Below are 20,344 nucleotides of genomic sequence, written 5' to 3'. Positions count from 1 at the left end.
GCATGACTCAGATTTTTTCCATAATTTTTTTTGAGTTTTTTTAGAAAAAAATTGCGATGTGTCGATTAAAGACTAATTTTAGGTGCAACATTTTGAGACAACAAAACATAAGTCTCTGGTAAACAAACACTTATCTCCTATTCTATAAAACACTCATACCCTAAGAATAATGTTTTTCAAGCGATTCAGTAAACCCAAGCCCACCACCGATGCCGAATATTTGGCAGCTTATCAGGCTACGGGAAACCTTGAATTGTTGGGAGAATTGTATGAACGTTACATGGAAATGGTGTTTGCGGTTTGCTTTAAATATCTGCGAGATGAAGATGAAAGCAAAGATGCCGTCATGCAGATTTTTGAGGAGTTAGTCGTAAAATTACGCACTCATTCGGTCGAGAACTTTAGAAGTTGGCTGCACAGTGTGGCACGGAATCATTGTCTGATGCACCTCCGAAGTAATCGCCTGCAAACGGAGGGTGTCGATTTTTTTGAAGATGGTTCTGTGGAAAATGAGCCATTTGAACATCAATCAGATGAACCTTTTGAACTCGAACAAAATTTATCGAAAATGACCGATTGCCTCGAAACGCTATCGGACGAACAAAGAACGAGTATCCGATTGTTTTATTTAGAAGAGAAATGCTACAAAGAAATTACAGACCTGACGGGTTATGATTTGAATAAAGTGAAAAGTTACATACAAAATGGCAAGCGAAATCTGAAAATTTGTATTGAAAAAAAGCATGAATAAAGGCAAAAAAAATACTGAACTGACGGCCGAAGAGATAAAAAAATACCTCTCGGGCGAAGCTTCGGCCAAACAAATGCACCAAGTAGAAAAACAATTACTCAACGAGGCATTTGCGGCCGATGCTGCCGAAGGTTTAGAGAAATTATCGGCTGAAAAAATCAATACTTCGGCTGCAATGAATGACTTGAAAAAACGCCTTGATGCAAGAATAAAAACAAAGCAAAAACAGACCAAAATTATTCCTCTTTGGCAGCGTGCTTCGGTGGCTGCATCAATTGCTTTGTTCTTTGGTATTGGATTGTATTTCATTTTCTACAAAACTGATAATCAGACACTTGCTGTAAACAAAACACAAGAAACGCTTTCAAAAACAACAGCCGAAACCCTGCACGAAGAAACGAAAAAAGAAGTAATTGCTATCAATCAACCAAAGCCAACCAAAGCAAAAGAAACGGTTTCAGCAAGCCCACAAAATAGTAATGAGCAGGAGAATGCAAGTACAATTTCTGCCCAAGAGCCACAAAAGTTAGTGCTACAAAGTAATGAAGAAAGCAAAGCCGATGAGGTGTTAAAACCTGCGGCACCAATAAGCTCTGCAAAAGAAATTGCCGAACCAAAAGCTGCGAAAGCCCCCGTAATTTTGACAAGCAGAGAACGAACTCCGACTTTTTCTGGACAAATTCTTGATACTGAAAATCAGCCAATTGTGGGGGCAATCGTAAGCCTCAAAAATAGCAATAAGACTGCACAAACCGATATCAATGGTGTTTTCAAAATCAATGATGTGAGTGTTGGAGAGGTCTTGGAAGTCAATGCCATTGGTTATAATCCGCAGGAAATTGTCGTAAAAAACCAAGATTTAGGAAAAATAAAACTTTCGGAGAATAGCAGTGCATTGGCCGAAGTGATTGTGACAGATAATCAATCAAAAGCAAAAAAAGCTGAACAAAAAACGATTCTGATTAACGAGCCACCCACGCAAGACCCCGTACCTGTTGGTGGCTGGAGCAACTACGATACTTATCTCAGAAACTCACTCAAAAGCACAGGGGCGGTATCGACTCTACACTTTGAAGACCCACTTCGGCTACGCCTCACAGTCGAGCCAGACGGTACGCCATCAAATGTGCAAATTGACAACGAACTCGGCAAAGAAAACACCCAAAAAGTGGTGGAAGCCGTAAAAAATGGTCCGAAATGGTTTCCAGCCAAACGAAAAGGCAAAAAAGTAAAAAAAGAAGTGAAGCGAGAGTTGAAGATGAAGTAGGTTTTCGTTTCCTCATAATCTATCTGAGGAAACGAACTTTATTAGCAATTCTTTGTCTCAATGATTTTCCCTAAATTGATTACAAAAAAATAATCTTCGGGGTCTTTAGAGCCCCTTGGTGCTTCATCGAAAAGTCCGAGTTCTGTACCTTTCCATTCTATTAATATCGTCGGAACATTTGCTTCAAATCCATTTCTAAACTCCACAGCATCATACTCTCTGAATCGGACTCCTTCTTTGTCATTTATCAATAGTTGTTCTTCCCAAAAGGGTATAAAATCTTGATATACTTCCGTTTTTTCTCCACTCAAAATTTCATCAAAATCATCTTTTAAGATGGCTATTTTTAATATTTTCATTGTTTAATGTTTGGGATAATAATGTTTCTAAATTAATTAGTGCTAAAAACGCTCTGCGTAGTCTCCGACTTCGTAGGTGTGAATGTCGTTCTCTGAACGACGTATCCAAATACTGCTGTTCAGAGAACAGCTAACACTACTACGAAGTCGGAGACTTCGCAGAGCAAGGCATTGGTCTATGCTCTTTTGGCAAATATTTTTTACTCCTTTTTCGCTAAGACTCTTTAGTCTATTTGTCATTTCTTATTAAACTTCTTTATCAATCTATAAATATTTAAGCCAGAAATTGAAAATAATAGAAGTAATAAGAATCCAAAAAACAAATAAGACCCCAAAGTTAAACTTTTCTTACTATGGTCTGAAGAATACAAAGAAACGCTTCCCATTAACAGTATATATCCACAATAACAAAATACTAATAGTGAAGTGATTATATTTAGGATTTTCATTAATTCATAATTGTTAATTTTCTCAAATTCTCTATCCTACAAAGCCAGAGTTCTTCCAGCACAAAAACTGCCAAATTACAAATTTATCCTACAATCAAAGCATATTTTTCAATAAATGCGGGCGTTCTTTGACAACTTTCAATATCATTTCACCAAAAAGTGTATTGGCCCACGCAAACCATTTTCTTGTGAATTTAGCCGCATCATCTTTATCAAATGACTCGTGCATGAAGCCCGTATTGGCGTGCGTATTTTTCAGAATTTTGAGTTGTTGCAAAATCTCTTTATCATCGGTCGAGGTCATAGCTCGCATAATAATGCTCAATGGCCAAATCTGATTAACCAATGTGTGCGGACTACCAACACCTTCGGCCGCTTTTCCTTTGAAGAAATACGGGTTCGAGTCGCTCAACACAAATCGGCGGGTATTTTGGTAAATCGGGTCACTGGCTTTTACTGCACCCAAATACGGCAAACTCATTAGATTCGGCACATTCGCATCATCTTGTAGCAAACAATTTCCAAAACCATCTACTTCCATGGCGTAGATTTTACCAAACTTTGGGTGCGTAATAACAGCATGTTTTTTAATGGCGGCATCTACTTCATTCGCAAAATCTTGACATTCTTTGGCAAAACCTGCATTTTTATAAACTTTTGTAGCAATCTCAGCTATTTGTCGGAACGACACCACAGCAAACAAATTGGCAGGAATCAAAAATGGATAAACCGTAGCATCATCCGACGGGCGGAAAATACTGTGAATCAAGCCATTGGGTTTGGTTACATTGCCTAATCCATTACCCGGAACAGTATCAGTTGACCAAGAAGTTGTTCGCCCGAAACGATATTTTCCTACACCATTGAAACGTTGTTGTTCTCGACAAGTGGCAATAATACTTTGGGCAGCTTTCAGCCATTTTTCGTCAAAAACGCTCGTATCGTTTGTTAATTTCCAATAATTGTACGCCAAACGAACTGTATAGCAAAGCGAATCAAGTTCCCATTTGCGTTCGTGGAGTTCGAGTTTCATGTCGGTATGGTCGCTCATCCACTCTGATTTTCCTGCACCATCATTAAACGCATTGGCGTAAGGGTCAATTAAAATACATTCGGTTTGGCGATTGATTACGCCCGCAATGAGTTGTTGCAGAGCGGCATCTTCTTTCATCAAACTCAAATAGGGTGTTACTTGTGCAGTGCTATCTCGCAACCACATGGCATGAATATCGCCCGTAATCACAAAAGTATCGGGGCGGTCGTTTTTCTTTTTGAAATGAACGGTTGTGTCAAGTGTATTCGGGAAACAGTTTTCAAACAACCACGCCAACTCAGGGTCTTTAATCTGAGTTTTCATTCGGCTAATGGTCGCTTCGATGGCCAAACTACTAAAATTTCGTTTGTCGGCCGAAACCCTCACACTTGGAAAATCTTGTGCGAAACCTTTGGTTTGAATCAATAAACCCATACCAGCCAATGTACTTTGCTGTATAAATTTACGACGGTTGATGTGTTGCATTTTGTATGGTCGATGTTTTGTTATCAAATTCCATAGCGATGGGTTTGCAAACCCATCGCTATGAATAGAAAATTGGGTAATTAAATCACATTTATACTTTTCTCAGTTTTAGCAATCATTTGTCCGAAAGACTCAGCTACGACGCCATTTTCTTGCAAAATTCGTTCTAATGCCTCTTTTCCTGCTGGTTCTACGGCAATTAGAAGTCCACCGCTGGTTTGTGGGTCGGCCAATAAAATCCTTTGTGTATCATTGATTGCCGATACTTTTTCGCCATAACTTTCCCAGTTGGTATTACAGCCTTTTGGAGCACAAAATGGATATAAATAATCGTTAGCTTCGGGCATTTTTGGCACTTTTTCGTAACTTATTTCGGCACTTAGATTACTTCCTTCGCACATTTCTACCAAGTGTCCTAAAAGTCCAAAACCTGTTACGTCGGTCATGGCTTTTACTGCCGAAAGTTTTCCTAAATCTGCTCCTACTTTATTGAGCGTAGCCATCTGATTAACAGCAACTTGTAAATATTCTGGGTTTGAAATACCCATTTTTTGAGCCGTTGCCAATAGTCCAACACCGAGCGGTTTTGTCAGGTAAAGTAAACAGCCTTCAGTGGCGGTTGAGTTTTGTTTCAGATGCTCAATTTTCACTTTTCCAGTAACGGCCAAACCAAAAAATGGTTCGGGACTATCAATACTATGTCCACCTGCCAGCGGAATATTGGCCGCTGTGCAAGTCGCACGACTACCATCCAGTACTTTCTGAGCAATTTCGGCCGGAATTGTATCAATCGGCCAACCCAAAATGGCAATCGCCATCATTGGTTCACCACCCATTGCATAAATATCGCTCAAAGCATTGGTCGAGGCTATTCTTCCAAAATCAAAAGCATCATCAACGATTGGCATGAAAAAATCAGTCGTACTGATGATTGCTTCGCCATTGCCTAAATCAAAAACTGCGGCATCGTCTTTGTCTTTATTTCCCACCAAAAGATTTGGGAAGGCATTTTGGGGCGTTAATGTGTGCAAAATTTGGTCAAGAACTTTGGGCGAAATTTTACATCCACAACCCGACCCGTGACTATATTGAGTAAGTTTTATCTCCGACATATCTGATTAATGATTTTTAAACCGTCGTAAAAATACATAATATTGTAGAATGGTTTTGATAAAACTGGTTTTTAAAATATCTGAGAAGCTTTCATTGATAATGAAAACCACCATAAAAACGAAACAGCTTGTTTCGGAATTGAATTAAACAAAATATGACCCTTTTTCTGATACCAACCATTCTCGCACCCGACACGCAAGAAACAGTTTTACCTCCTCAAATAAAGGCAGTCGTGAGCGAATTGAATGTGTTTTTTGTGGAAGAACTCCGCACCGCTCGACGGTTTATTAGTAGCCTAAAGCTCAATAAAGTGATTGATGATATTACTTTTTATGAATTAAACAAAGATACCCCACCCGACCAAACCCTTACACAACTAAAAAAACTAAAAACCGATGCAGGTATCATCAGCGAAGCTGGTTGCCCAGGGGTGGCCGACCCTGGAGCGATTGCCGTAAGTTACGCTCATCAATTGGGGCATAAAGTTGTGCCGTTGGTAGGGCCAAGTTCAATTCTCATGGCCTTGATGGCTTCGGGGTTTAATGGACAGAGTTTTACGTTCAATGGTTATCTGCCAATTGATAAACAACTGAGAATAAAATCTTTAAAAGATTTAGAACAACTGGCCAAGAAAAAGCAGCAAACACAGATTTTTATGGAAACTCCTTTCCGAAATAATCAATTACTGGAAGATGTTTTGCAAAACCTCAACCCTGAAACTTTGCTTTGCATTGCCTGCAACGTGACGGCCGCTGACGAGTTCATTAAAACGCTACGAGTGAAAGACTGGCGAAAATCTAAACCCGATTTACACAAAAAGCCCACTATTTTTTTACTTTTGTGATATAGTCGACTGTCCACAGACGATGGCCGATAGAAAAAAACAAATACAGAATTAAATCCGTGGACTGTTGTCCATCGACCGTTGACTAATCATTTATGATAAATATACATTCCTTTACATTCTCGCCACTTGCTGAAAATACATATATTTTGTGGGACGAAACTCACGAAGCTGTTATTATTGATGCAGGTTGCTTAGCTCAATATGAAAAAGAAGAACTGGCTGACTTCATTACAGATAATCGTTTGGTAGTGAAGCAGTTACTACAAACCCATTGCCACCTCGACCACGTATTTGGAGCTGCTTACGTGAAGCGTAAATTCGGTGTTAAGATGCTGATTCACAAAAACGAAATTCCGATTTTGGCCGATGTAGAAAACCGTTGCCGAATGTGGGGAATAAGAGGCTACGAACCTGTTGAAGCCGATGAGTTTATTGATGAAAATGATAAGATTTTCTTCGGAAACTCGGAACTGGAAATCAGATTAGTACCAGGACACGCTCCTGGGCATTTAGCTTTTGTGAATCATGCTCAGAAATTTGTTATCGGTGGCGATGTGCTTTTCAGAGGAAGCGTTGGCAGAACCGATTTTCCTTTTTGCAGCCACGAAGCATTGATTCATAGCATCGAAACGCAGTTTCTGACACTCGATGATGAGTATAAGGTTTATAGTGGTCATGGCGACCCAACGACTATCGGCTATGAACGCAAGACAAATCCATTTTTAATTTGAAAAATTTCAATAATTGATGCTGTGATTATAGAAAAAAACTAAAAAATAAGTTTTATTCAATCATTCACTCATTCACTCATTCACTCATTGGACTTACATGAAATTATTTACTATTCCAAATATAATGACGCTCGGCAATCTACTTTGTGGTTGCTTGGGTATCGTTTTTGTTTTTGAAGGCAATCTGCTTTGGGCATCTTACTTGATATTTATTGCAGGCGTTCTTGACTTCTTAGATGGTTTTGTGGCTCGATTGCTCAAACAACATTCTGAAATTGGAAAGCAACTCGATTCCTTGGCCGATATGGTTACGTTTGGCGTTTTGCCTTCGTTTATTCTTGCCAAATTGATTCAGATTTCAACAACCCAAAATACCGTTTTATCTGATTTAATTCCATCAAATCTTTTATCACAAACACATTTGCCCACTTTGGCTTATGTGGCATTTATTTTGGCACTTTTTTCATGCTTGCGTTTAGCAAAATTTAATATTGATACTCGCCAGTCCGATTCATTTATTGGTGTTCCTACACCTGCTAATGCTTTTGTAGTGGCTTCGTTTCCGTTGATTTTAGAGTTCAATCCCGAATACAAATTCTTAATTCTTAACTCTACATTCTTAATTGCTTATACGCTCATTATGAGTTATTTACTAATTTCAGAAATACCATTATTTGCACTCAAATTCAAGAGTTTTGCTTGGAAATCTAATCAAATCAAATACATTTTTCTGATTCTTTCTGTAATTTTACTCGTAAGTCTAAAATTCTTAGCCATACCGTTAATCATATTTTTGTATATCATTCTATCAGTTATCAATAACTTTCTACCGAAAAACTCATAAACCGTTATTTAAAATATAAAATCATGCAAAATCCATTTGAAGAAAATAGTTCGGCAGTACGCCCAACGTTACTCACAATCTTGTGTATCCTGACCCTCGTTTGGAATGCTTACAAATTTTATGGAGCGATTCCGAATACATTCAATCCTGAAAAAGTAATGGAAAGTAAAGAGCAAGCTAACGAAATGATGATGGATATGCTCTCGAAGTACATGTCGGAAAAAGACCTCGAAAAAGTAGAAGAAACGCAAACTGAAACAGAAAAAATGTTTCAAAGAGATAATTTAGTGTTAGCGGGTGGTGTTACGCTTATTTCAAGTATTTTGCTAATACTTGGTGCAATCTGGATGTGGGGACTACGCAAAAAAGGTTTTTGGGTGTATATCGCAGGAAATGCGGTTGGTATCCTCGCCCCCATCGTGATTTTTGGTGGAAGCATCGGTTGGAGTATCGGTATCATGTCTTTAATTGCATCGGCTATTTTTACTGGCCTTTATGCCATCAACCTCAAATACTTGGTCTAAGATTTTGTTAAAACATTGTTAATGTTTCTTAAAACCTGCTCATATTTGGGCAGGTTTTTCTATTTTTAGATAGATTTAGCTCTAAATACCACGGCGAACGGGAAGCGACCGTCGCTCGGTTCGCACCACATCTATGAAAAACCTATTACTAATACTTATTTTCTTATTCCCCTATCGGGTTTTATTCGCCCAAGGCGATTTTACTCGCATCTATCATCCTATCATCAATTCGGCTGAACTGGCCATTGTTGACACCAATTATTACGAAGCTCTCGATTATTATAAAGCTGCTTTCGATAACGTAAAAAAACCTTTTGCCAAAGATTATTACAATGCCGCCATTTGTGCCGCAATGGTTGGCAAGATGTCAACAGTTTTTGATTATTTAGAGAAAATAGTAGAAAAAGGCTATCCTTCAGATAGTCTGCGGAAGGATGTTTTCTTCCATTATGTAGCCGATACCTGCAAAACATGGAGCAAATTTGAGGGCCAAATGAAGCAGGTAAAGCCCAATATTAATCGAGAACTGAGAGATAGTTTGAATAAAATTTATGCTTTGAGTACAAAAACTATATACACTCCATTAACGGCCGATTTAAGAGAGTATTTTGCCAAAAATCATAGTTTACCACAAACATTTACTACTAAAATAAACGGAAAAGATACAACGATTGCAGTTAGAGTAAGTAGCTTTGTAGATAGTCTTTATTTTTTCAATAATTTATCAGGCAAACTCAAACTCCAGCAAGATAGTTTAAGAAAAATCAATAACGAGATATTCTCAAAAAATCAGCATCTTGTCTATAATTCCATTGTCAAAATCATCGAAAACAATGGGTATCCCGATGAAAATCTGATTGGACTATCGGGTAGAGATTCCCAAAACTCTTCAAAAGATAGGCGTATATTTTACTTCGCTGAGCAAAACTTCAATAATTCGATGTTGAATAGTAGCATTGTTCTTGATATTTTTTCCAGTTCGTTTCCAGCAGAAGAAAGCGATATTAAAGGAATAATTACTCAAGCAGTAAGAGATGGAAAATTGTTGCCTCATCATGTAAACAGAGTCAATGCAAGTAGAGGAAGTTTTAGGGGTCAGGCTGTCGCAAACAATACAAATAATGAACTCAACGTATTTTCATTTGGCAAAGTAAGGGTTTATCGCTTTCAATTAGAGGCCAATCTAAAATGTGCGATACCAGATTTAGAGAAAAAACTTTCGAGAAACTATTGGCAGAAAGAATCATTACAAGAATACAGCGAAGCCGAAATCAACGAAAAACGCCTTGATATTGGCTTAGAAACATTGGCCGATGCCTACAAAAAAGCATTTTTCAAGGCATATCCACGAGTTTTTATTATTAATGGCGGCTCTTATCAAAGCGAACTTTCGTATGTTTCAAGCTGTGAGGTTTTAGAAAAAATGCTGAAAGAAAATACGTTTGTGAGATAATCAACACTTTCACACTAAATAGTATTTCTGTGGACCATTGACTATCGTCTATCGACTAAAAATATCACTTTACCAAGAAACTCCTCAATAATTCAAAGTCAGCCAAATATTATTTTGTCAAAAATTCATCTTCTATTAATTATCAGTTAATTTTGTAATCTAATGACTCCAAAGCCGGTGTTGGTTGGAAACACCAATAACCAATAACTGATAACCAATTTACCAAATTATGTCTGTAGAAACTTCCATCATTCGTGACACGCAAATCTTTGATTTAATCACGAAAGAAAACAATCGCCAATTACATGGCATCGAATTGATTGCTTCTGAAAACTTCGTGTCGCCACAGGTGATGGAAGCGGCAGGTAGTGTTTTGACAAATAAATACGCTGAAGGTCTTCCAGGAAAACGCTATTATGGTGGTTGTGAGGTAGTTGACCAAGTTGAGCAAATTGCTATCGACCGTCTCAAACAATTATTTAATCTTACTTGGGCAAACGTTCAGCCGCACTCTGGAGCTCAGGCGAATATGGCGGTTTTTGTGGCATGCTTGAAACCTGGTGATAAAATCTTAGGCTTTAACCTTGCTCACGGTGGACACCTTTCACACGGTTCGCCAGTAAATATTTCTGGAAAATACTTCCAACCTTTCTTCTACGGTGTTGAGCAAGAAACGGGCTTAATCGACTGGAATAAAGTTGAAGAAACTGCTCACAAAGAACGTCCGAAAATGATTATTTGTGGAGCATCGGCTTATTCTCGTGACTGGGATTATATCCGTCTTCGCCAAATTGCTGATTCAATCGGTGCAATCTTGTTGGCTGATATTTCACACCCAGCGGGTTTGGTTGCTAAAGGTTTATTAAACGACCCATTCGACCACTGTCATATCGTGACAACAACTACCCACAAAACCCTTCGTGGTACTCGTGGTGGTGTAATCATGATGCGTAATGACTTCCCGAATCCTTTCGGAATCACAACGCCAAAAGGCGAAATCAGAATGATGTCGTCATTGTTAGATTCTGGTGTTTTCCCAGGTACGCAAGGTGGACCATTGGAGCATATTATTGCTGCTAAAGCGGTTGCTTTCGGCGAGGCCTTGACTGAAGGTTTCTATAACTACCAAGTACAGGTTCAGAAAAATGCCAAAGTAATGGCTCAAGAATTTATGAACCGTGGCTATAAAGTTATTTCTGGTGGAACGGATAATCACTTGATGTTGATTGACTTACGTCCGAAAAACTTGACTGGTAAAATTGCCGAAAACTCATTGATTCAAGCAGATATTACGGTAAACAAAAACATGGTTCCGTTTGATGATAAATCGGCCATGACAACTTCGGGTATGCGTGTAGGAACTTCGGCCATGACAACTCGTGGTTTGGTAGAAGCTGATATGATAAGAATCGTAGATTTGATTGATGAAGTATTGATGAATCACGATAACGCAACGAAAATTGCGAATGTAAGAGGCGAAATCAACAATTGGATGAAAAACTATCCGTTGTTTCAATATTAATTATCGGTTTTCAGTCATACAAGGAAGGCTTCCCTTTGAGGGAAGCCTTCCTTATTTCCTTAAAAGTTAAAAAATAAGAAAGGCTTGGTTCAAACGAATCAAGCCTTTTTCTAAACCCTAACTAAACCGTATATAAAATTTTTGTAGGACAAGTTTACAACCTGTCAATTACATATAATGACATTTTACGAACGAAACGGAGCTTCGTTCCACCAATTATCCAATTAAATAATACTCAAATTCTTGTTTGATTGCCAAACATTCGTTTTTAGTTTCTTTCAAAACTTCGCATTTTGCTACACTTTTGCCGAATAGTTTTTCTGTAAAAAACTCAACCACGTAGTTAGCCAACATTTCCACAAATGACTCCTGTACGTTAGTATCTTCTTTTACGATGGCAATACTCTCAATATTTACTTTTATTGATTTTTCGAGTTCATTAACCAGACTCTTTTGCTTGATGTTCTTACTCAAAGTGCGTTGTTGCTCATAGGTATTGTGCGGAAAACCCATAGCCATTGAGCCAAAATTGATTGAAGTGATTGCAAGAAGTAATAATAGCTTTTTCATAATGTTGGTTGCGGCTAACCGCTTGTTTTGCGTGTCTGAACTCATTATCTGATTGACAATACAAAGATATGTGTTTTATTTAGTATTATGCAATACATAGTACCTTTTATTTTTCAATTTTTCTTATGAATGGTCGAAATCGAGGATAAATGGTTTCTAAAATGGATTACATATATAAGATGCAAAAACTTAGTGCAAAGTTGCAGATTAAAACAGATATTTTTTTAGAATTAACATTCTTTAACAAATATATACAAATGTAGATAAATACCCTCAATATCTACAATTTAGAACGTTCTTTAATATTGTTTTTTTATATTTACCGAAAAATCAACCCTACTTCTATATTATGTTCAAAAAACATCTGAAAGTGTTGGCTCTGCTCGTACTTTCCTGCGAAACCTTCGCTCAATCAACCAACACACTTTGGTATAAACAGCCCGCCCAATATTTTGAAGAAACACTCGTGCTGGGCAATGGCAAACTCGGTGCAACGGTATTTGGTGGCGTAGAATCTGACAAAATTCTACTCAACGACGCTACACTCTGGTCGGGAGAACCAGTCAACGCCAACATGAACCCAGACGCTTATAAAAATATACCTGCTATCAGAGAGGCTCTTAAAAATGAAGATTACAAATTGGCCGATAAACTTCAACGCAAACTACAAGGTAAATTTTCGGAGTCTTATGCACCGCTTGGTACGATGCTTATCAATCACGCCAATGCTGGCAATTATTTTAATTATTATAGAGAATTGAATATCTCTCAGGCAGTTTCAAAAGTTACTTACGAAATTAACGGTGTTAAATATACTCGTGAATACTTTGTTTCCCAACCTGACCAAATCATGGTTGTAAAACTCACAAGTAGCCAAAAAGGAGCTTTAACATTTGATGTAAAATTCAATAGCTTGCTCAAATACAAGGTTTCTACGCCTAACCAAACTTTGCAGGCCAATGGCTACGCCCCAATCAAAGCCGAACCCAATTATAGAAGAGTTGAAAACCCTATTGTTTTTGATGAAAACAAAGGCACACGCTTCACAACACTGGCCAGAATTAAAAATACTAGTGGCTCAATCGTAAGTACCGATAGCACTTTGGGCGTAAAAGGAGCAACCGAAGCCATTATCTACGTTTCGATTGCCACAAGTTTTAATGGTTTTGATAAAAATCCAGCTACACAAGGACTTAATAATCAAGCAATTGCAGCGAGTAATTTAAGCAAAGCTTTTGGTAAAACTTTCGCTCAAATCAAACAAGCTCATTTGCTTGACTATCAAAAATTCTTCAATCGTGTAAGTTTAGATTTAGGAAAAACCTCTGCACCGAATCTTCCAACTGATGAACGATTAAGACGCTACGCCAAGGGCGAAGAAGATAAAAACTTGGAGATTCTTTATTTTCAGTATGGCCGATATTTACTCATCAGTAGTTCACGTACGATGGGCGTACCAGCCAATTTACAAGGTATTTGGAATCCGTACATGCGTCCACCTTGGAGCAGTAACTACACAACTAATATCAACGCCGAAGAAAATTATTGGCTGGCCGAAAATACTAATTTGAGCGAAATGCACGAGCCAATGATGAAGTTTATCAAGAATGTGGCTACCACTGGTAAAATTACGGCCAAAACATTTTATGGGGTAAATGGCTGGGCGGTTGCTCATAACTCGGATATTTGGGCAATGAGCAATCCAGTTGGTGATTTTGGTCAAGGCGACCCAGGTTGGGCCAACTGGAATATGGGCGGTGCGTGGCTCAGTACGCATCTTTGGGAACATTATGTATTTACAAAAGACCAAAACTTCTTGAAAAACGAAGCCTATCCGCTAATGCAGGGAGCAGCACAATTTTGTTTAGAATGGTTGATTGAAGATAAAAACGGTAAGCTTATCACCTCACCATCAACTTCTCCCGAAAACATTTACATTGCACCCGATGGCTACAAAGGAGCTACACTATACGGTGGAACGGCCGATTTAGCAATGATTCGTGAATGTTTTGAACAAACCATCAAAGCATCGAAAATATTAAATACCGATACCGAATTTAGAGCAAAACTCGAAGCTGCTTTGGCAAAACTTTACCCTTATCAAATCGGTAAAAAAGGTAATTTGCAAGAATGGTATTATGATTGGGAAGATGCCGAACCACAGCACCGCCATCAATCGCACTTATTTGGACTTTTCCCAGGAAATCATATTTCACCACTGAAAACCCCAGCTCTGGCCGATGCTTGCCGTAAAACGCTCGAAATCAAAGGTGATGAAACAACTGGTTGGAGTAAAGGCTGGAGAATCAACCTTTGGGCAAGGCTTTTAGACGGTAATCGTGCCTATAAAATGTATCGAGAACTCCTGCATTACGTAGAACCCGATGGTGTAAGAACTAACTATGCTCGTGGTGGTGGTACTTACCCGAACCTATTCGACGCTCACCCACCCTTCCAAATTGATGGCAACTTTGGTGGAGCAGCAGCCGTAGCCGAAATGTTAGTACAATCTGACGAAAAGGAAATCAGCCTCCTCCCTGCCCTACCCGATGTTTGGGCGGATGGTTCAGTAAAAGGCATTTGTGCCAGAGGTGGTTTTGAAGTTTCGCTTGATTGGAGTGGTAAAACACTCAAAAAAGTAATTATTTCATCGAAAAAAGGTGGAAAAACTACCTTGATTTCGGGTAATAAAACTAAAACTATCTCTTTGACTGCTGGACAGAAAATGGAGATTGTTTGGTAAATAATAAAACAATTATTCCCGTAAATTTATTTTTTTTTGATAAATTTACGGGAATAATTGTAAAAATATGATTCAACGAATAATTGCAGACCAAGTGTTATTTGGGCTAAGTTTCCAACCATCAATAGCTATATTGGGGCCTCGCCAAGTGGGTAAAACGACATTTGTCAAACAATTACAGCAAAAATTATCCAAGCCATCTGTCTATTTTGACTTAGAGAGAAGCAGTGATTTATCAAAATTTCAACATGACCGTTTGGCATTTTTAGAAACCATGCAAGAACAAACAGTCATTCTTGATGAGATTCAACGCTTACCCGAAATTTTTCCTGACATTAGAAGTCTTATCGACCAGAATCGAGTTCCCGCACGCTTTATTTTGCTCGGTTCTGCCTCCTTCATTTTATTAAAAAATACCTCAGAATCATTGACAGGAAGAATTTCATACTTTGAAATGACTCCTCTGCTTTTTAGAGAACTTCAGCCTGATGTTGATTATATTAGACACTGGCTTTGGGGTGGTTTTCCTAATGCTTATTTAGCCCCTACATCCGAACAACAACAAAAGTGGTTTGACGACTTTGTGAGAAGTTATTTAGAGCGTGATTTGCCACAATTAGGCTTATCGGCGTCCCCTATTCAACTTCGTAGATTGATGATGATGATTGCAAGTATTCAAGGCAGCTTACTCAATCAAACTATGCTTGCTAATTCATTAGGAATCAGAAATAATTTAGTGAGTACCTACTTAGACTTTTTTGAACAATCATTTTTAATCAGAAGATTACAGCCCTATTATACAAATATCGGTAAACGGCTCACTAAAAGCCCCAAAATCTATATTCGAGACAGTGGTTTAGTACATCATTTATTGTCTATTCATAGCTATGAAAACTTACTCGGGCATATTGTAGCTGGAGGGTCATGGGAAGGCTATGTCATCGAACAAGTTATATCACTTCTCAATTATCAACAAATTCCTTTTTTCTACCGAACTGCCGATGGTGCAGAATTAGACTTGGTGATTGAGCAAGACCTACAAATTAAGCTGGCTATTGAAATAAAATTGAGTAGTTCACCAACACTCAGCAAAGGCACGACCATTTCACTGGCCGATTTAAACAATCCCCCATTATTATTGATAACTCCAACGGCTGATGATTACTTACTTAAACCTAATGTCTGGGTTTGTAGTATCCAAACCTTGTCAGATAATATAAGGCGTATTTTAGGTTAATTTCTTTATTTCAGTCTCAAAAACAGAAAATTCAAAAAATTAGCACAAAATTTCAAAAAAGATTTTATTTTAATAAGCGTACTTATTATATTTGCACATAAAATAAATTTACTTACAAAATACACTTAAAATCATGTGGTCGAAATCGCATACTATCGTAACTAAAGAGGCATCTAAAGAACAAATGTGGAAACTTTTTTCGGATGTAAATAACTGGCACAAATGGGACAAAGGCATTGATTACGCTAAAATTGAAGGCAATTTTGAACAAGGTAATTTCTTTGAACTAAAACCTAAAGGAAGCGGAAAGGTAAAAATCGAATTATTTGAAACAGTAGAAAACAAAAAATTTGTTGACCTCACAAAGTTTCCACTGGCAAAAATGTATGGTGAACATACTTTTGAAGAAACCGAAGCAGGATTAAAAATAACAACAACCATGAAAGTTGAAGGCGTTTTAGGCTTTTTATGGCGAAAAATTGTAGCTCAAGATATAGTAAACGGATTACCCCAAGAAATGGTCGAACAAGTAAAATATGCAAGCAAATTATGAAATATTGGATAGCAGTAGTATCAAAAGAACATACACTTAGAGGTGTTTCGGGTGGATTTATGCAGGTTTGTCATGGCAAAGAAGCTCCTTTAAAACTCATGAAACCCAATGATTGGTTGATTGTTTATTCGCCTAAGCTAAGCATGGAAGGCGACACAAAATGCCAGTCTTTCACGGCCATTGGTCAAGCCGAAGATGAAAATGTTTATCAGTATCAAATGACAGAGAGTTTTCATCCATTCCGAAAAAACATAAAGTTTTATAACTGCCAAGAAACTTCTATCTTGCCGCTTATTAATGACCTTGAGTTTATTCAAGATAAACAAAAGTGGGGCTTTCCTTTCAGATTTGGTTTCCTCGAAATCAAAGAAAAGGATTTTAACCTCATCATTTCAAGAATGCAGCCAGATGAAAGAGATTGAAAAAACATTTAGCGTAGAAACACCCGAAGAAAGTTCAGGTTTTTTATTGTGGCAAGTAACGAACCTTTGGCAAAGGGAAATCAAGAAAGTACTCGAACCACTCGATTTGACTCACTCGCAATTTGTGCTATTGGCGAGTACATTGTGGTTGATGCAGCACAATGAAGCTATCACACAAATTGTCTTGTCGAATCATACGAAAATTGACCCGATGACAACTTCTACGGTCTTACGAACACTGCAAAAAAAAGGCTTTTTGGGCCGAAAAGAGCATTCGGCCGATACAAGAGCCAAAACCGTAGTCCTTACGCCAGCTGGCATTGAAGTAGCAAAGATTGCAGTTAAAGTAGTAGAAGAATTCGACCGCAGTTTCTTTCAACAGCTCGGTAGTGACTTATCTTTTTTCAATCAGAACTTACATTCACTCTTGACACGGAAGTAAACACTTTTACTTTCGTGTCATTATCCCTTACAGAATCTTCGACTCTTCTGCTTTTTCCAAAATTATTTCAAATTATTCTCACTTCGGGAACGTTCCCGATAACGATTGCATAAAATAAGTAAACAAAATAATTGATTTACAAGAGAAAGTGAACTAAATTTAATCCTATTTCTTATGAAGTAATTCGACCTTATTCTATGAAAAACATCTTTGTGGTAAGCATTTTTTTGTGCTTATCGCTCGTCTCTTTTGCCCAAGTTACAATCAAAATCGACCCAAATGCCGAGCAAAAAGTTGTTTCTCCTTACCTGTATGGCCGTAATAATTCTCTTTCAACCGACCCTGGCAAAGTTTTAAATATCAATTGGACTTTATTGCAAGACGCAGGTGTAAATTTTTTCAGAGAAAACGGTGGAAATAATGCCACAAAATATAACTGGAGAAGAAAATTATCAAGCCACCCCGACTGGTACAATAATGTTTATGCCAATGATTGGAGTAGTGCCGCAAAGGCTCTACAAACAAATATGCCCTCGGCACAAGGAATGTGGGGTTTTCAGTTAATTGGTAAAGCTGCCAAAACAAATACTGCCAATTTTGATGATTGGGGTTATAATAAATCGCAATGGTGGGAAGGTGTAAATCAGAATTTAGCAGGTGGCGGAACACTCAACAAAACTGGGTCGAAGGCAGCCATTGAAGGAAATTCAAATTTATATTTAGAAAACTGGACGGCAGATTCAACGGTTGGAATTCTGAACAATTGGTTTGGGAGTTTATCGCTCGATAAATCGAAATTACAATACTGGAACATGGATAATGAACCAGAGATTTGGAGCGGCACCCACGACGACCTCTTTCCTACTCAGCCATCTGCCGAAGAATTCATGCAAAAATATTTTGCCGTAGCCAAGAAAGCTCGTGCTGCCTACCCAACCATTAAATTGGTCGGGCCAGTGACGGCCAATGAATGGCAATGGTATAGGTGGGGTTCGGCTAATATTAATGCAGATGGAAGAACTTACCCGTGGCTTGAATATTTTATTAAACGGATTGCTGAAGAACAAAAAACGAGCGGTGTAAAGCTATTAGATGTACTGGATATTCATTATTATCCTTCAAGTAAAGTTATTTCGGAAGTAGTGCAATATCACCGAGTTTTTTTTGATAAAAACTACGTTTACCCCGAAGCCAATGGTGTAAAAACAATCAATGGTGGCTATGATAATGGACAAAATAAAGAATATATTTTTGCAAGATGCAATGAATGGCTCGATAAATATTTAGGTCCAAATCATGGTGTAAAGTTGGGTTTGACAGAATCGGGAATTGCACTCACCGACCCCAACGCAGTAGCAGTTTGGTACGCTTCGACTCTGGGTGAGTTTATGAAAAATGAGGTAGAGATTTTTACGCCTTGGAGTTGGAGTATAGGCATGTGGGAGACACTTCATTTGTTTAGTAGATATAATAAAACCATAAGTATCAAAGGGCAATCATCCGAAGAAGAATTCGTGTCTGCTTACCCCACCATTAATGCCAAAAAAGATTCGATGACAGTAGTTTTAGTCAATCGTTCGACAACCACTGCTAAAAATACAAGCCTAAGCTTTGATAATTTCACCATCAATGACAAAAATCCTAAATCATTGACAATCAAAAATTTACCTTCGTCTGAGACTTTTGTATCACATACACAAAATGCGTTGAGTGGCAGTAGTTTAACAGTTTTTGATAATAACATTTCTATTTCTTTACCTCCTTTGTCTATTACTTCTATACAGCTTACTGGTAAGGCAGAAAACTACGTAGCGGTTGTTTTAGCAAACGAGAAAATACAAATCAATGAAGGCTTAAAGGTTTTCCCTAATCCGAGTCAGGAGTTTTTAGAAACAAATATTGAAGGAAAAATTCAAGTATTTGATGCAAACGCCCAAGAAATTAAGGTAATATCAGAAGGTAATAAAGTAAAAATTAGTGATTTGAATACAGGTCTTTATTTCATCAAAATCACTAATAAAAAAGGAGAGGTTTTCGGCACTAAATTCATTAAAAACTAAACATGAAAATATCATTTCTAAAAATCATTTTCTTATTAATACCGACTTGCATTTTTGCTCAAAAAGACGTTTACCTATTCTCGTACTTTACCGACAACGGCCAAGACGGATTACACTTTGCGTATAGTAAAGATGGCCTGAAATGGGAAAGCCTCAACGAAGGAAAATCTTTTCTGAAACCCGAAGTTGGCAAAGATAAACTCATGCGAGACCCGTGCATTATTCAGGCCAAAGATGGTACTTTCCACATGGTTTGGACGAGTGGCTGGCATGACCAAATTATTGGCTACGTTTCGTCAAAAGATTTGTTGAATTGGTCAGAACAAAATGCCATTCCTGTAATGGAACACGAACCCACCGCCAAAAACTCGTGGGCTCCCGAAGTTTTTTATGACGATAAAAAGAAAAACTACCTCATTTTCTGGGCAACAACAATTCCTGGCAGACATGGAGATGTAGCTGATTCCGAAAAGGAAAAAGGCTTAAATCACAGAATTTATTATACAGAAACTACTGATTTCAAGACTTTTAGCCCAACCAAAATGTTTTTTAATCCAGATTTCAGTGCCATTGATGCTACAATTCTGAAAGATGGGAAAAGTTACTATATGTTTATCAAAAACGAAAATCCTAATCCGCCGCAGAAAAACATACGCATCGTAAAATCAGCTCAAGCGAGTGCATTTGATATAAACAAAGTATCGGAACCAATAACTGGCAAATATTGGGCAGAAGGACCAACTTCAATTCGTATCGGTGGGTACGTTTATGTCTATTTCGATAAATATCGTGACCACAAATACGGTGCGATACGTTCAAAAGATATGAAGAATTGGGAAGATATTTCCGACCAAGTTAGTTTTCCAAAAGGCTTACGTCATGGAACAGTTTTTAAGGTTTCGGAGAAAGTTTTTGAGGGAATAGTGAAAAAAAACTAA

The 20,344-nt window shown here is 37.9% G+C and carries 19 protein-coding genes; 15 read left to right on the top strand and 4 right to left on the bottom strand.

The features are described from left to right. Positions 1 to 169: 169 nt before the first annotated feature. Both IEX65_RS22205 and IEX65_RS22200 read left to right on the top strand, forming a co-directional pair. Positions 170 to 751, top strand: a complete 582-nt coding sequence (locus IEX65_RS22205) for an RNA polymerase sigma factor (protein ID WP_188769463.1) — start codon at positions 170 to 172, stop codon at positions 749 to 751. Beyond that, positions 744 to 2,018, top strand: coding sequence for a carboxypeptidase-like regulatory domain-containing protein (locus IEX65_RS22200; protein WP_188769461.1), 1,275 nt, complete (start codon positions 744 to 746; stop codon positions 2,016 to 2,018). Before IEX65_RS22205 ends, IEX65_RS22200 begins: the two co-directional genes overlap by 8 nt. A 41-nt stretch (positions 2,019 to 2,059) precedes the next feature. Here the strand turns inward: IEX65_RS22200 and IEX65_RS22195 are convergent, their stop codons facing one another. The 3 genes from IEX65_RS22195 to selD all read right to left on the bottom strand — a co-directional run bounded on the left by IEX65_RS22195 (position 2,060) and on the right by selD (position 5,457). Further along, positions 2,060 to 2,377, bottom strand: coding sequence for an ASCH domain-containing protein (locus IEX65_RS22195; protein ID WP_188769459.1), 318 nt, complete (start codon positions 2,375 to 2,377; stop codon positions 2,060 to 2,062). Positions 2,378 to 2,920: 543 nt separating this feature from the next. Beyond that, positions 2,921 to 4,345, bottom strand: a complete 1,425-nt coding sequence (locus IEX65_RS22190; protein ID WP_188769458.1) for a glycoside hydrolase family 125 protein — start codon at positions 4,343 to 4,345, stop codon at positions 2,921 to 2,923. Between the two features lie 80 nt (positions 4,346 to 4,425). Next, entirely contained in the window at positions 4,426 to 5,457 is a 1,032-nt protein-coding gene (gene selD / locus IEX65_RS22185) for a selenide, water dikinase SelD (RefSeq protein WP_188769456.1), read from the bottom strand. A 155-nt stretch (positions 5,458 to 5,612) separates the two neighbouring features. On the opposite strand from selD, the gene IEX65_RS22180 reads away from it, so the two are divergent. The 6 genes from IEX65_RS22180 (at position 5,613) to glyA (ending at position 11,379) form a co-directional block, all read left to right on the top strand. Beyond that, positions 5,613 to 6,302, top strand: coding sequence for an SAM-dependent methyltransferase (locus tag IEX65_RS22180; protein ID WP_188769454.1), 690 nt, complete (start codon positions 5,613 to 5,615; stop codon positions 6,300 to 6,302). 95 nt (positions 6,303 to 6,397) lie between these two features. Next, positions 6,398 to 7,036 (top strand): MBL fold metallo-hydrolase, encoded by a 639-nt coding sequence (locus IEX65_RS22175; protein ID WP_188769453.1) that lies wholly within the window; start codon positions 6,398 to 6,400, stop codon positions 7,034 to 7,036. Positions 7,037 to 7,133: 97 nt separating this feature from the next. After that, positions 7,134 to 7,880, top strand: coding sequence for a CDP-alcohol phosphatidyltransferase family protein (locus tag IEX65_RS22170; protein ID WP_188769452.1), 747 nt, complete (start codon positions 7,134 to 7,136; stop codon positions 7,878 to 7,880). A 23-nt stretch (positions 7,881 to 7,903) separates the two neighbouring features. Continuing rightward, the gene (locus tag IEX65_RS22165) at positions 7,904 to 8,404 is read left to right on the top strand and encodes a hypothetical protein (protein ID WP_188769451.1); all 501 of its coding nucleotides are present in this window, start codon (positions 7,904 to 7,906) and stop codon (positions 8,402 to 8,404) included. Between the two features lie 133 nt (positions 8,405 to 8,537). Continuing rightward, positions 8,538 to 9,857 carry a hypothetical protein gene (locus IEX65_RS22160; RefSeq protein ID WP_188769450.1) on the top strand — a complete coding sequence of 440 codons (1,320 nt, stop codon included), beginning with the start codon at positions 8,538 to 8,540 and terminating at the stop codon, positions 9,855 to 9,857. A gap of 229 nt (positions 9,858 to 10,086) precedes the next feature. Further along, entirely contained in the window at positions 10,087 to 11,379 is a 1,293-nt protein-coding gene (gene glyA / locus IEX65_RS22155; RefSeq protein ID WP_188769449.1) for a serine hydroxymethyltransferase, read from the top strand. Between the two features lie 216 nt (positions 11,380 to 11,595). Here the strand turns inward: glyA and IEX65_RS22150 are convergent, their stop codons facing one another. Further along, on the bottom strand, positions 11,596 to 11,949 hold the full coding sequence (locus IEX65_RS22150) for a hypothetical protein (protein ID WP_188769447.1): 354 nt from the start codon (positions 11,947 to 11,949) through the stop codon (positions 11,596 to 11,598). Positions 11,950 to 12,298: 349 nt separating this feature from the next. On the opposite strand from IEX65_RS22150, the gene IEX65_RS22145 reads away from it, so the two are divergent. The 7 genes from IEX65_RS22145 (at position 12,299) to IEX65_RS22115 (ending at position 20,344) form a co-directional block, all read left to right on the top strand. Further along, entirely contained in the window at positions 12,299 to 14,692 is a 2,394-nt protein-coding gene (locus IEX65_RS22145) for a glycoside hydrolase family 95 protein (RefSeq protein WP_188769445.1), read from the top strand. Positions 14,693 to 14,759: 67 nt separating this feature from the next. Beyond that, a complete protein-coding gene (locus tag IEX65_RS22140) occupies positions 14,760 to 15,929 on the top strand; it encodes an ATP-binding protein (protein ID WP_188769443.1) in 1,170 nt (389 codons plus the stop codon). Positions 15,930 to 16,062: 133 nt separating this feature from the next. Beyond that, a complete protein-coding gene (locus tag IEX65_RS22135) occupies positions 16,063 to 16,482 on the top strand; it encodes an SRPBCC family protein (RefSeq protein ID WP_188769440.1) in 420 nt (139 codons plus the stop codon). After that, positions 16,479 to 16,904: an EVE domain-containing protein gene (locus IEX65_RS22130; RefSeq protein ID WP_229250833.1), complete on the top strand. Its 426-nt coding sequence runs from the start codon at positions 16,479 to 16,481 to the stop codon at positions 16,902 to 16,904. The genes IEX65_RS22135 and IEX65_RS22130 overlap by 4 nt, the downstream gene beginning before the upstream one ends. Next, the gene (locus IEX65_RS22125; protein ID WP_188769438.1) at positions 16,891 to 17,346 is read left to right on the top strand and encodes a MarR family winged helix-turn-helix transcriptional regulator; all 456 of its coding nucleotides are present in this window, start codon (positions 16,891 to 16,893) and stop codon (positions 17,344 to 17,346) included. Before IEX65_RS22130 ends, IEX65_RS22125 begins: the two co-directional genes overlap by 14 nt. A 197-nt stretch (positions 17,347 to 17,543) precedes the next feature. Next, complete coding sequence (locus IEX65_RS22120) at positions 17,544 to 19,406, top strand: glycoside hydrolase family 44 protein (protein ID WP_188769436.1); 1,863 nt, start codon at positions 17,544 to 17,546, stop codon at positions 19,404 to 19,406. 2 nt (positions 19,407 to 19,408) lie between these two features. Beyond that, positions 19,409 to 20,344, top strand: coding sequence for a glycoside hydrolase family 43 protein (locus tag IEX65_RS22115; RefSeq protein WP_188769434.1), 936 nt, complete (start codon positions 19,409 to 19,411; stop codon positions 20,342 to 20,344).

This window comes from Emticicia aquatilis, from assembly GCF_014644295.1.
Classification (GTDB): Bacteria; Bacteroidota; Bacteroidia; order Cytophagales; family Spirosomataceae; genus Emticicia; species Emticicia aquatilis.
This window is presented reverse-complemented; position numbering and strand designations above follow the sequence as displayed.